The sequence below is a fragment of the Flavobacterium denitrificans DSM 15936 genome, assembly GCF_000425445.1.
GTDB lineage: Bacteria > Bacteroidota > Bacteroidia > Flavobacteriales > Flavobacteriaceae > Flavobacterium > Flavobacterium denitrificans.
Map to the genome: position 1 here is coordinate 79799 of NZ_AUDL01000008.1, position 13074 is coordinate 92872.

The 13074-nt window shown below is 33.3% G+C and carries 11 protein-coding genes; 6 read left to right on the forward strand and 5 right to left on the reverse strand.

What is annotated here, in order from left to right; genetic code table 11:
- Window positions 1-235 precede the first annotated feature (235 nt).
- On the forward strand, window positions 236-679 hold the full coding sequence (locus tag H600_RS0104005; RefSeq protein WP_026727585.1) for a PepSY-like domain-containing protein: 444 nt from the start codon (window positions 236-238) through the stop codon (window positions 677-679).
- 274 nt (window positions 680-953) lie between these two features.
- On the opposite strand, the gene H600_RS0104010 is transcribed toward H600_RS0104005, so the two are convergent.
- Both H600_RS0104010 and H600_RS0104015 read right to left on the reverse strand, forming a co-directional pair.
- On the reverse strand, window positions 954-2129 hold the full coding sequence (locus tag H600_RS0104010; RefSeq protein ID WP_026727586.1) for a GlmU family protein: 1176 nt from the start codon (window positions 2127-2129) through the stop codon (window positions 954-956).
- A gap of 195 nt (window positions 2130-2324) precedes the next feature.
- Window positions 2325-2579: a type B 50S ribosomal protein L31 gene (locus tag H600_RS0104015; RefSeq protein WP_011921626.1), complete on the reverse strand. Its 255-nt coding sequence runs from the start codon at window positions 2577-2579 to the stop codon at window positions 2325-2327.
- Between the two features lie 250 nt (window positions 2580-2829).
- On the opposite strand from H600_RS0104015, the gene H600_RS0104020 reads away from it, so the two are divergent.
- The 5 genes from H600_RS0104020 (at window position 2830) to H600_RS0104040 (ending at window position 8996) form a co-directional block, all read left to right on the forward strand.
- The gene (locus H600_RS0104020; protein ID WP_026727587.1) at window positions 2830-3360 is read left to right on the forward strand and encodes a DUF4199 domain-containing protein; all 531 of its coding nucleotides are present in this window, start codon (window positions 2830-2832) and stop codon (window positions 3358-3360) included.
- Window positions 3361-3369: 9 nt separating this feature from the next.
- Entirely contained in the window at window positions 3370-4326 is a 957-nt protein-coding gene (locus H600_RS0104025) for a glycosyltransferase family 2 protein (protein ID WP_026727588.1), read from the forward strand.
- A 50-nt stretch (window positions 4327-4376) separates the two neighbouring features.
- On the forward strand, window positions 4377-6104 hold the full coding sequence (locus H600_RS0104030) for a phospho-sugar mutase (protein ID WP_026727589.1): 1728 nt from the start codon (window positions 4377-4379) through the stop codon (window positions 6102-6104).
- A gap of 239 nt (window positions 6105-6343) precedes the next feature.
- A complete protein-coding gene (locus tag H600_RS0104035) occupies window positions 6344-8173 on the forward strand; it encodes an ABC transporter ATP-binding protein (RefSeq protein WP_026727590.1) in 1830 nt (609 codons plus the stop codon).
- A gap of 121 nt (window positions 8174-8294) precedes the next feature.
- Window positions 8295-8996, forward strand: coding sequence for a DUF2971 domain-containing protein (locus H600_RS0104040; RefSeq protein WP_026727591.1), 702 nt, complete (start codon window positions 8295-8297; stop codon window positions 8994-8996).
- A gap of 193 nt (window positions 8997-9189) precedes the next feature.
- Here H600_RS0104040 and H600_RS0104045 read toward each other — a convergent pair whose 3' ends face one another.
- The 3 genes from H600_RS0104045 to H600_RS0104055 are packed head-to-tail and all read right to left on the reverse strand — an operon-like array spanning window position 9190 to window position 13071.
- A complete protein-coding gene (locus H600_RS0104045) occupies window positions 9190-9912 on the reverse strand; it encodes a hypothetical protein (protein WP_026727592.1) in 723 nt (240 codons plus the stop codon).
- 31 nt (window positions 9913-9943) lie between these two features.
- On the reverse strand, window positions 9944-10612 hold the full coding sequence (locus H600_RS0104050) for a hypothetical protein (protein WP_026727593.1): 669 nt from the start codon (window positions 10610-10612) through the stop codon (window positions 9944-9946).
- A complete protein-coding gene (locus H600_RS0104055) occupies window positions 10609-13071 on the reverse strand; it encodes a TonB-dependent receptor (protein WP_051234361.1) in 2463 nt (820 codons plus the stop codon). Before H600_RS0104055 ends, H600_RS0104050 begins: the two co-directional genes overlap by 4 nt.
- Window positions 13072-13074 lie beyond the last annotated feature (3 nt).

A 13074-nucleotide genomic window follows, 5' to 3' on the forward strand; every position in this document is an offset into this window, starting at 1 on the left:
GTTAATTTGTTTAATCGGTTAATCGTTTACCTGACCACCCATTTTTTTCGTGCCGCAAAGATAGATTAATTAGATAATTTGGCAATTTGAAAATTAGATAATTTTGAAAATGTGTTAATTAGGCAATTTACTAGTCAAACAACCATTTAATTATAATAAATGAAACCTAAGAGGTTTTATACTATTTTAAAATTTTAGCCTTACCTTGTACTATAATTTTAAAAATCAGCGAATTATGAAAACGAAATTAAAATTGACTATTTACTTAATTACAGGATTACTGTTTGGACTTTCTGCACATGCTCAAAAAACGGTAATTAAAAAAGAAGCCTTACCTGCAAATGCTCAAACTTTTTTGAAGACACATTTCGGGTCAAAAAAACCAAGTTATATTTTAGAAGACAAAGAAATCCTCTCTACAGAATACAAAGTGAAATTTGACAATGAAATCGAAATTGAGTTTGACAAGAAAGGAAACTGGAAAGAAGTTGACGGCAAAAACACCAAAATTCCTAAATCTATTGTTCCTAAAAAAATCGCTTCTTATATAAAAACAAATTTCCCAAAAGAAAATGTAATCAAAATAGAACTTGAAAGTTCTGGTTATGAAACAAAACTCAGCAACGGTTTAGAATTGAAATTCAACCTAAAAGGAGATTTTATTAAGATTGACAAATAAGTTAAATTTGAAAATGTGTCAATTAGATAATTCTTAAATCCCAAAACAAAACGTTTTACACTATATTCCTAAACTGGACTGAAGTCCAGTCCTACAACACAACAGGTTCCTGCGGAATAACAAGAGAGCCCACGGCTCGAGCCATATTGTAGAGCTGAACTTCAGTCCAGTTTAAAGATATGTAAAAAACAAAACCCGACAGTCCCGAAGCCTCGGGATAAAACCTGTCGGGTTAAAAAAATTATCTCATTTTCAAATTGACTAATTATCTAATTTAGTCTTTTCTCCATTTTTTGGTTTCTTCGAAAACATGTTCTAAAATAGCTTGTTCCGTTGCATCAAAATCAATATTTCTTCTTGACAAAACCAAACGCGCCGTTTCAAAAGCTTTTTTAGTTACATAAGTTGTAAATCCTGCTGCGCCACCCCAAGAAAAACTCGGAACAAAATTACGAGGAAAACCTGAACCGAAAATATTAGCGCTTACACCAACAACAGTCCCTGTGTTAAACATAGTATTGATACCACATTTACTGTGATCTCCCATCATCAAACCACAAAACTGAAGTCCGGTTTTAGCAAAACCTTCCGTTTCATAGCTCCATAATTTTACTTCTTCGTAATTGTTTTTTAGGTTTGAATTATTTGAATCAGCACCAATATTACACCATTCACCTAAAACAGAATCGCCTAAAAATCCTTCATGGCCTTTATTTGAATTCGCAAAAAGAACTGAGTTTTTAACCTCACCACCAATTCTAGATCCAGGGCCTACAGTAGTCGCACCATAAACTTTAGCTGACATTTTCACCATAGCATTTTCGCATAAAGCGAATGGCCCTCGAATTACAGTACCTTCCATAATTTCGGTATTCTTACCTATATATATAGGACCCGTTGAAGCATTCAGAGTCACAAACTCTAATTTCGCTCCTTCTTCAATAAAAATGTTTTCAGGAGAAATAACATTGACGCTTTTCGGAATTGGTTGTGATTTTCTGTCTTCAGTCAAAAAAGCAAAATCGGCACGAATTGCCGCATCGTTTTTTGAAAAAATATCCCATGTATGTTCAACCGTCAAACAATCTTCATCATAGTAGATAATTTCATACGAATCAAAATCAACTTCTTCCTGATTTTCTGAAGCAAAAAAAGCGATCACATCATCTCCTCTAAAAATCGCCTGATTTGTGGTCAGATCAGAAATCATGTCAACAAGCTTATCATTTGGCAAATAAGCAGCATTGATCATTACGTTTTCCTCCATCTCCACCATCGGAAATTTTTCAGACAAATATTCTTCAGTAATTGTTGTTATTGTTGAACCAAGGCGTGTTTCCCATTTTTGACGAATTGTCATAATTCCGATTAAGATATCGGCCACGGGCCTTGTAAAGGTAAAAGGTAATAAAGCATTCCGAACGGGACCGTCAAAAAGAATGTAATTCATAAATAAAAAATTTGGTACTTGTTAAAATCTTGATTTGGTTATCGAGGTCAAAGTTACAAATATTTATGTTTTTACTAAACTTGTTTTAGTAGTTCATAATGAATTGAATTCAATCAAAATCTAAACAACAAAAATAGCATCACATAAAAAAAGCCTTCCAAATCTGGAAGGCTTTTGTATAATTTAAAACAGCTATTATTTTTTAGCGTGTTTAGCATATTTAGTTTTGAATTTATCAATACGTCCTGCAGTATCGATAAGTTTAGATTTACCAGTATAAAAAGGGTGAGATGTTCTAGAAATCTCCATTTTTACAACTGGATACTCAACTCCGTCAACTTCAATTGTTTCTTTTGTATCTGCAGTAGATTTAGTGATAAAAACGTCATCATTTGACATGTCTTTAAATGCAACTAATCTGTAATTTTCTGGGTGAATTCCTTTTTTCATCTTTTCTTTTTATTTATTGTTTAGAGCATTTTCATTTTGAAGCTTTTTCATTGTTGGAAAAAGGTATAAACAAGCAACACTCTTTTTTGTTTAAAAATTTAATTATTTTTGAGTGTGCAAATTTACAATTCTTTTTTAATAAACAAATACTTAACTCACTTTTTTTTAGTTTATTTCGAAAAGCTTTTTTTATCTACGATTATAGTGGGAATTACTATATTTGTGGATTAATTTTAAAACATATAGAAATATGATCAATGAAGTTATAAAAAAGAATGGTATTACTTATGGTGTAATGATTGGAATTGCATCTGCATTAGTTACTGCGACAATATATGCAATTGATTTAAACTTGTTCACAGCTTGGTGGATGGGAATTCTCGGTATAGTAATAAGTTTAACAATTAGCATCATCTTACTTTCTAAAACGAAAAAAGAATTAAAAGGCGTATTTCCTTTTAAAGATGCTTTTACTACTTATTTTATAGCTGCTGTAATTGGCGTTTTAATTTCTACAACTTTCAATATCCTTTTATTTAACGTAATTGATCCAGGCGCAAAAGACACCTTAAGCGATATTATGGTAAAATACACTGCAAACATGATGCAGAAATTTGGAGCACCTGCTGCGTCGATAAACGAAGCAATTGCTAAAATGAAAGAAAACAATCCATACTCTACTTTTGAATTATTAAAAGGATCTGCCTTTGCAATCGTAATAAGTGCTGTTTTCGGACTAATTTTCGCCGCATTTTTCAAAAGCAAAACTACTCAAGAATAAAAATTATAAATGAATTTATCTATACTTATACCGCTTCTAAACGAGGAGGAATCACTTAAGGAACTCTATACATGGATCATTAAAGTGATGCAATCTAACAATTACTCTTATGAAATCATTTTTGTAGATGATGGTAGTACAGATGATTCTTGGAACATTATTGAAAGCTTTTCGAACGAAAATCCTAATGTAAAAGGAATTCGTTTCATGAAAAACTTTGGAAAATCTCAGGCTTTGCATGCTGGTTTTGCAAAAGCAAAAGGCGATGTGATCATTACAATGGATGCCGACTTGCAAGACAGTCCAGACGAAATTCCTGAATTGTATGAAATGATTACAAAGCAGAAATACGATTTGGTTTCGGGCTGGAAAAAGAAACGTTACGATTCTGTTGTAGCAAAAAATCTACCTTCAAAATTGTTCAACTGGGCGGCTAGAAAAACTTCCGGCGTTGAATTAAACGATTTTAATTGCGGATTAAAAGCCTACAAAAATGTCGTGGTAAAAAACATCGAAGTTTCTGGCGAAATGCACCGCTATATTCCTGTTTTGGCAAAAAATGCCGGATTTGGGAAAATTGGCGAAAAGGTGGTTATTCACCAAGCCAGGAAATATGGCGAAACTAAATTCGGAATGGAACGTTTTATAAACGGTTTTTTGGATTTGATCACAATCTGGTTTTTATCAAGATTCGGAAAAAGACCGATGCACTTGTTTGGCGCAATTGGCTCTTTGATGTTCATCATCGGATTTTTATCTGCAGGTTACATTGGAATTTCTAAATTATACCATATGTATACCGGAATGAAATACAGCTTAGTTACAAATAATCCGTGGTTTTATATTGCTTTAACAACCATGATTTTAGGAACTCAGCTATTCCTTGCAGGATTCTTGGGAGAAATTATTCTAAGAACCAAAAGCAACGAAGCACGCTATAAAGTAGCTCGCGAAGTTAACTTTTAATGAGAGCAGCACTTCTGCCCCCACATTTATAAATAGTAAAAAAAATTGACATGAATATAGCACCTAATATATTAAGCGCCGTAAATGAATGGTTAACTCCAACATTTGACAAAGAAACACAAGCTGCAGTTAAAGAATTAATGACAACTTCCCCTAAAGAACTTGAGGAGAGTTTTTATAAAAACCTTGAATTTGGAACAGGTGGAATGCGTGGCGTTATGGGTATTGGAAACAACAGAATCAATAAATATACGCTAGGAAAAAACACTCAAGGATTATCTGATTATTTACATGAAGTTTTTCCAAACGAACCTTTAAAAGTTGTTATTGCTTATGATTGCCGTCATAACAGCAACACTTTAGCAAAAGTAGTTGCCGATGTTTTTTCTGCAAATGGGATTCAGGTTTATTTATTTTCAGATTTGAGACCAACTCCAGAATTGTCTTTTGCACTTAAATATTTAGGATGTCAATGCGGAATCGTCTTAACGGCTTCTCACAATCCACCAGAATACAATGGATATAAAGTATACTGGCAAGACGGAGGTCAAATTGTACCTCCACAAGACAAAGCTATTATCAATGTAATCGAAAATTTAGGCTACGACAAAATTAAATTTGACGCAAACGAAAGCTTAATCAAATATATCGATACTGATATTGACAAGGCTTTTGTGAAATCGTCTATTGAAAATGCTAGTTTCAATACTCCGGCTGAAGCTAAAGACAACTTACATGTTGTTTTCACTTCATTGCACGGAACTTCTATAAAATCTATTCCGGATACTTTATCACAAGCTGGCTACAAAAATGTTCATATTGTTCCTGAGCAAGCAATTCCTGATGGAGATTTCCCAACTGTAAAATCGCCAAATCCAGAAGAGCCAGAAGCTTTGACTATGGCATTGGCTTTGGCAGACAAAACAAATTCTGATATCGTTGTTGGAACTGATCCTGATTGCGACCGTTTAGGCGTTGCTGTTCGTAACAATGAAGGCAAAATGATTTTGTTGAACGGAAATCAAACCATGATTTTAATGACTTCTTTCTTGTTGAAACAATGGCAGAAAGCTGGAAAACTAAACGGAAAACAATTTGTAGGATCAACAATTGTTTCGACTCCAATGATGATGGAATTGGCATCTAGTTACGGAGTGGAATGCAAAGTTGGATTGACTGGATTCAAATGGATTGCAAAAATGATCAAAGATTTTCCAGAACTTCAATTTATTGGAGGTGGCGAAGAAAGCTTTGGTTTCATGGTTGGCGACGCTGTTAGAGATAAAGATGCCGTTGCTGCTACTTTATTAATCTGCGAAGTTGCCGCGCAAGCGAAAGCCGCAGGAAGTTCAGTTTACAAAGAGCTTCTTCAACTTTACGTTGAAAATGGTTTCTACAAAGAATACTTAGTTTCTTTAACTAAAAAAGGAATGGAAGGTTTAGAAGAAATCAACCAAATGATGATCAATTTACGTCAAAATCCTTTGAAAGAAATCAACGGTCAACGTGTAATTATGGTTGAAGACTACCAATCATCAATTGCTTTGAATTTATTGACTGGCGAAGAATCAACAATGGATATCCCGAAATCTAATGTATTGATTTATTATACTGAAGATGGTTCTAAAATTTGTGCAAGACCGAGCGGAACTGAGCCAAAAATCAAATTCTATATCAGCGTAAATGCTGAAATCGAATCGGTTTTAGAATTTGAAGAAGCAGAAAAATTCTTAGATCAAAAAATACAAAACATCATTGCAGACATGCAATTGAAATAGATCTTTAACACATTTTCAATCAGCACACAATTTTGTACCGCATTGAATAACCAAATTATTAATGAACTCTGATTTACATTCTTGAAATGCAAGTCAGAGTTTTTTTTTTATAAAAAAAAGCAAAAAGAAATTGAAAACACTTCAATTGGATTAATTTTGTGCATTCAAAATTGCTTTGTCAAATAGTTAAAATATTAGAAAGCAGTAAAACAAAAAGAAAATAACGTCAAAAAAAATAAATGAGTAATTTCAAAAAAATAGTTCCTTTTATATACCCGTATAAAAAATACGCATTCCTAAATATCTTTTTCAATATTTTGTATGCACTTTTTAGCACACTTTCGTTTGTTGCTTTAATACCAATGCTTCAGGTATTATTTGAAAAAGGAGAAAAAATCGAAGTAGAACCAGTCTACCAAGGCATTCTCAAAATAAAAGAATATGGCGAAGACTATTTAGCTTATTACATTACAACTGCGCAAAAAAACCACGAGCCTGGTTATGTTTTGTCGATAATGGTAGCCATTATTATTTCAATTTTTTTACTAAAAAACTTAGCTGATTATTTGGCGATGTTTTTTATCAATTTCCTTCGAAATGGAGTATTAAAGGATATGCGAAATGCATTGTATAAAAAAACATTAGAACTTCCTTTAGCTTTTTATTCTGAAAAAAGAAAAGGTGACGTAATTTCTAGAATTTCAGCAGACGTAAACGAGGTACAAAACTCTTTCTTAGCCATCTTAGAACTTATCGTAAAAGAACCTCTAACCATTATCTTTACGATCACCACTATGCTCATCATTAGTGTTAAACTGACCTTATTTGTTTTCATTTTCATTCCTGTGTCTGGATATATCATTTCATTGATTGGAAAACAGCTTAAAAAACAATCTACTAGAGCTCAAGAAGAACAGGGAAGATTTCTTTCTACTATCGAAGAAACAATTGGAGGATTGAAAGTTGTAAAAGGATATAACTCTGAAAATTACTTCAATAAAGTTTTTCAAAATTCTACTGAACGCTTTTTTACTCTATCAAATAGCATTGGAAACCGCCAGAACCTAGCTTCTCCAGCAAGTGAATTTATGGGAATCACAGTTATCGCAATTTTGCTTTGGTACGGAGGTCAGATGGTTTTGATTGACAAAACCCTTGACGGCCCTTCTTTTATTGCTTATATGGGATTGGCATACAATATTCTGACTCCCGCAAAAGCTATTTCTAAAGCTTCTTACGGAGTAAAAAGAGGAAATGCCGCTGCAGAACGTGTTCTGGAAATTCTGGAACAAGAAAACACAATTACTTCGAAAGAAAATGCTGTTGAAAAAACGACTTTTGACAACAATATCAGTGTTCAAAACATCAATTTTAAATACGAAGAAGAAACAGTTTTAAAAGACTTTTCTCTTCAAATTAAAAAAGGTCAGACCGTTGCGCTTGTTGGACAATCTGGAAGCGGAAAAAGTACTATCGCTAACTTGTTGACTCGTTTTTATGATGTGAATGACGGAACAATTTCGATTGACGGAATCAACATCAAGGACATGAATCTACAATCGCTTCGTAGCTTGATGGGATTGGTTACTCAGGACAGCATTTTATTCAATGATACAATTAAGGCCAATATTGCATTAGGAAAACTTGACGCAACTGATGATGAAATTATAGAAGCCTTAAAAATTGCAAATGCTTATGAATTTGTAAAAGATCTTCCACACGGAATTTACACCAACATTGGCGACAGCGGAAACAAACTTTCAGGCGGACAAAAACAACGTTTATCTATTGCGAGAGCCGTATTGAAAAATCCACCAATTATGATTTTGGACGAAGCAACGTCGGCATTGGATACTGAAAGTGAAAAATTTGTTCAGGTTGCTCTTGAAAATATGATGCAGAACCGAACTTCCATCGTAATTGCACACCGTCTATCTACTATTCAAAAAGCAGACGTAATTGTAGTAATGCAAAAAGGAAGAATCGTTGAGCAAGGAACACACGAAGAATTAATTGCATTAAACGGAACTTATAACAAACTGGTTACGATGCAGTCTTTCGAGTCTTAAGATTCACAAAAAAGAAATAAATCATTTTGACAGATTAAGGAAATATTAAAACACAATTTAATATTCTTTAATCTGTTTTTATTTTTATAACTTTAGGTAGCTTTTGACTAATCCCCTAAAAATGTACCTCAATAATCCGAATATAAAACTGCCCGAAGATCCAAATACTATTGTATGGAAGTACTTAGACTTATCCAAATTTCTTGACTTGCTACTTTCAAAGAAATTATTTATGTCGCGTTCAGACAAATTTGAAGATCAATATGAAGGCACTTTTAGCGAACCCACTTACGAAGAGATAAAAAAGCTCGCGATTGACAATCCCGACTTTTTAAATTATTACAAAACGCATCGGGAGCAAGTTGCAATAAGCAGTTGGCATATCAACGAATATGAATCGTTTGCTATGTGGCAAATTTTCACACAAAACAGTGAAGGTCTGGCTATTCAATCTACAATTGGAAGACTCCAAAAAGCACTGAATCCTGAAAATAATTTTGACCAGTACATTGGCGAGGTAAATTACATCGACTATAAAAAGGAATATATTCCGTTTGATGATTTGTTTTTTCCGTTTTTGTTTAAACGAAAAAGTTTTCAATACGAGCGCGAAGTCCGCATTATTACCGACACTTCTAAAAGCACTATAAAACTCAACGATGGATTAAAAATCAATGTTGACATCAATCAGTTAATTGAGAAAATCTATATTCATCCAAAATCTGAAAACTGGTATAAAAAACTAGTAATCGAATTGGTAGAACGATTGGATTTTGGTTTTGAAATTGAAAAATCTGATTTAGAAAGTGATATATTAATTTAGAGTTGCTAAGGTTCTGAGATGCTTAGATTCTAAGTTTTTTTTTGCCATAGATTAAAAGGATGTATAGGATTTCTATATACTTAAAAAAAACAAAACCTGCTAAAAGCATAATTTAGCAGGTTTTATTTTTTTATGTTCAAAGATTGAAAAAACTAAGTATCTAAGTATCTAAGCATCTCAGAATCTTAGCAACTTAGATTGGCTTATAAGCTTTAACTTCCCATTTTTTAGAAGCCAAATCAATATAATTGTAATGCAAAACATCATTTTTATCAAATTGGCCGTTTTGGTTGGTATCTTCAATTGTTCTGAAATAAATACGGTTTTTTGATTCGATTAAACTCCAGTCCACCAATTCCTGAAGATCAGGAGAAACCTTTGTAAAGTTTTCTCCGCTTATATTACTTAAGTACAAAGTTTTGATGTCTCCAGTATCAATTTTCCCGTCTTTGTTGGTATCAGAATCTGTTAAAGTATAAACCATCACTTTATTTTGTGTTTTATCTGCAACTGTTTTTAAATAAGTTGCCGTTAAAATCAAAACTGGCTTGTCTGACAAAGGTCTGATAGAATCTGAATCGACTTTCTGGAATTTTAGATTCTGCAAATAGCCTGTAATTTCATATTCCCCTAAATTAGAAATGGTAAAACTTAAATCATTTACACTTGAAGAACCATAACGCGCTTTTGAGCCTTTTTCATACACTCTCAAATCACCAACTGGATGAATTAAATAATTCGTTCCCTCCATTTGAATAGGCAGATCTGCAATCTCAATCTGTGTAGAATCTGTTTTGGCAACTACACTTGTTTTGTTTGAAGCATCATAAATTACTTTCGGCTTCTGCACTTCATCCTTACAACTCACTGTAGTCCCGATAATTACTAAGGCGATATATTTTAGATAGTTTTTCATTTATGGCAATTATATTAGAATATCAAATATACTATTTTTGATTGTAAAATTTGGTTTTATTGAATTTTACTAAAACGATGATATTTAAAAGTACAAGTCCTAAATAACCTAACGAAAGTGATCTCCATTTTTGTTTAAAAAAAGAAACTTGAAAATTACGTTCTTCTTCTTCTCTTTCATTTTTTCGCATCCAGAGTCTTTGTTTTGCCATAATAGCTCCGGTATCACAATTCATTCTATAATGCTTAGTAGTATCTTTAACTTCTTTATAAGTATTACTGCTTCCTAAAATATAAATATCATTATTATTTATAGCCCATGTTGGAGCTTTCTCCTCATCAATGATATCTATAATTCTGATAAAAGTTTCATAATATGTTTTTGGTCCAAAATGTATTTTGGCTCCATTTACAGTATCTTTATCAACTACCATCTTTCTAAGATAAAGTTTCACTTCATTCAACTCTTTATTCCCATCTAGCTCACTTCCATCAAAACTAAATACCTTATAATTTCGCAGAGTAGCAACCTTATACTTTTCAAAATCATTTTTATTAGGCATTCCTAATCCTATAGCATTATAAACCTTAAAAGCATCAATTTTATAAAAATGATAAAAACAGAATAACGGAATAAAAACCAAAGAAATCATTCCCGGAACGTAAAAAATTCTTTTTCTTTTTTCACGCTTCTCGATCATAATCTTGCATTCAATTTTATATTAAAAACTCTCGAAGTCATATAATTCGGAATTGCATATTGATTTTTAGAATACACATCGCGAACCCAAGTATTTGTAATCGCGTTTTGATTATTGAAAAGATTGAAAATCTCCAATCCAATTGACAATTCTTTAAAATCTTTCAGCCATTTTGCTTTGGCTACTTTTGTACTGCTGTCTACAAAAACTTTTGCAAAACCTACATCAGCTCTCCTGTAATCATTCAATCGGTTTTGATATAAATAAGGATCTGAATATGCCGGAGCACCGCCAGGCAATCCAGTATTATAAACTAAATTCAGATATAATTTCACACTCGGAATATTGGGCATATAATCCTGAAACAACATGGCAAATTTTAAGCGCTGATCTGTTGGTCTGGCAATATATCCTTTGTTTTCGTAATTTTCTTCCGTTTTCAAATATCCAAAACTTACCCACGATTCAGTTCCCGGCACAAATTCTCCGTTTAATCTAAAATCAAAACCTTGAGCGTAAGCTTTTGCATTATTATTGGCAATATATCGAATTCGGACGTTGTCAATCGAGTAGACGTTTACATCAGAAAGTGATTTATAATACACTTCTGTTACCCATTTAAAAGGTCGGTTCCACATTTTAAAATTATAATCATTTCCTAAAACGATATGCACCGATTCCTGTGCTTTGACATTCGGATTTACAACTCCGTCTAAATCGCGAAGTTCCCTATAAAAAGGCGGTTGATGATACAATCCTCCCGAAATCCTGAAAACCATATCCATGTCCCAATCCGGCTGAATCGCAAATTGTACACGCGGGCTCACAACAATTTGATTTTTCCCCTCAACCGATGCCCCTTGAACATTCCAACTTTGAAAACGCGCACCTAGATGATACCAAACCTGACTCGAACCAATTGCTGTCTTTTTGTTGAACTGCATATAACCCGCAAGTCTGTTTATTGTATTCAAATTTGTGGCACGAATATCTTGATACGGAAGCAACGGACCTGTGTATGGCTGATAAGGCTGATTATTTTTTGGCAAAATAACCAAAGGCGGATTAATTGAGAATCCTGCTGAGTCAATCATTTCCCACTCTACCACACGATCTCTAATCGATTCTCTAGTGTATTTTAAACCAAATTCCAATTGGCTATCGTTTAACCATTCTTTAAATCCTTTAACTTCAGCATTAGCAATTAAAGCATCCAAATCGTTTCGTGCATGATTTAACTGAGAACCAATGCCACGAGTAAAATCTATATTTTCAATATTTCCATTTTCATCAACATTTCCTAAACGGTATTGTGCCAAAATATCGAAATGTTCCTGCTCTGTAGTATGAAAAAGAGAACCAATCAATTTAAGAGTCAAACTCGGGGATGCTTTATAAGTCGTTTTTAAAGCCCAAAAATACGTTTCATATTTATCTTTTTCCTGACCGTCATAATAAACCGTCAAAGCCATTGGCTGATCAATTGTTCCAAAGTTTGTCTGACGCGACAATGGCTCATAGGAATATTTGTTCACAGAAACATTTCCTAAAAAGCTCATTTGCCATTTTTCAGAAATATCATAATTAATATTCGTTTGGACATCTGCAAAAACAGGAGTGTAATTCGTTTCTGTATCTTGGCTGTTCACCAAAAGACTATTATTTCGATAACGAATTCCAGTTACCGCTGACCATTTTTTGTTTTTAGAAACCAAATCAACCGCCGCACTTGCTCCTAAAAAACTAGCTTCGAATGCAGCGCCGAACTCAGTTGGTTTTCGATAAGTAATATCCAAAACAGAAGATAATTTGTCTCCAAATTTCGCCTGAAATCCTCCAGCAGAAAAATCAACATTCTGAACCAAATCGGTATTGGTAAAACTCAAACCTTCTTGTTGCCCCGAACGAATCAAAAACGGCCGATAAACTTCAACTTCATTTACATATACCAAATTTTCATCATAATTTCCGCCGCGAACTGCATATTGTGTACTCAATTCATTATTCGAATTTACGCCAGGCAATGTTTTTAGGATATTTTCAATTCCCGCATTTGCGCCTGGAATCTTCTTAATTGTTTCCGTCTCTACAGTTACAATTCCCTGAACGCGTTTTTTATTTTTAGAAGAAACAAAAACTTCTCCCATTTGCTCAGCTGAATTGCTCATTACAGGATTAAAAAGAAAAACTTCTCCAGGCTTTAAACTTACCGACAAACTCAGCATTTTTAAAGAAATGTGTGTAAAAATCAAGGATACTTTTTTGTTTGGAGGCAGTTCAATATCAAAAACTCCATTTGAATCTGACTGAACAACATTTCCCAAACACGAAACATTGACATCCGAAACAGGATAATTTTCGGCATCCAAAATAACTCCTTTTACATGTGCATTTTGAGCAAATGCTACATGGCCAATGCATAAAAAAAAGAAAACAAGTATTAGCTTATAAGTATTCAAAAG

Coding starts and splice junctions, on each gene's coding strand:
- H600_RS0104010 (WP_026727586.1), bottom strand. CDS start 2,129: ATGAATTACATTCTTTTTGACGGTCCCGTTCGGAATGCTTTATTACCT.
- H600_RS0104025 (WP_026727588.1), top strand. CDS start 3,370: ATGAATTTATCTATACTTATACCGCTTCTAAACGAGGAGGAATCACTT.
- H600_RS0104005 (WP_026727585.1), top strand. CDS start 236: ATGAAAACGAAATTAAAATTGACTATTTACTTAATTACAGGATTACTG.
- H600_RS0104020 (WP_026727587.1), top strand. CDS start 2,830: ATGATCAATGAAGTTATAAAAAAGAATGGTATTACTTATGGTGTAATG.
- H600_RS0104045 (WP_026727592.1), bottom strand. CDS start 9,912: ATGAAAAACTATCTAAAATATATCGCCTTAGTAATTATCGGGACTACA.
- H600_RS0104015 (WP_011921626.1), bottom strand. CDS start 2,579: ATGAAAAAAGGAATTCACCCAGAAAATTACAGATTAGTTGCATTTAAA.
- H600_RS0104035 (WP_026727590.1), top strand. CDS start 6,344: ATGAGTAATTTCAAAAAAATAGTTCCTTTTATATACCCGTATAAAAAA.
- H600_RS0104040 (WP_026727591.1), top strand. CDS start 8,295: ATGTACCTCAATAATCCGAATATAAAACTGCCCGAAGATCCAAATACT.
- H600_RS0104050 (WP_026727593.1), bottom strand. CDS start 10,612: ATGATCGAGAAGCGTGAAAAAAGAAAAAGAATTTTTTACGTTCCGGGA.
- H600_RS0104030 (WP_026727589.1), top strand. CDS start 4,377: ATGAATATAGCACCTAATATATTAAGCGCCGTAAATGAATGGTTAACT.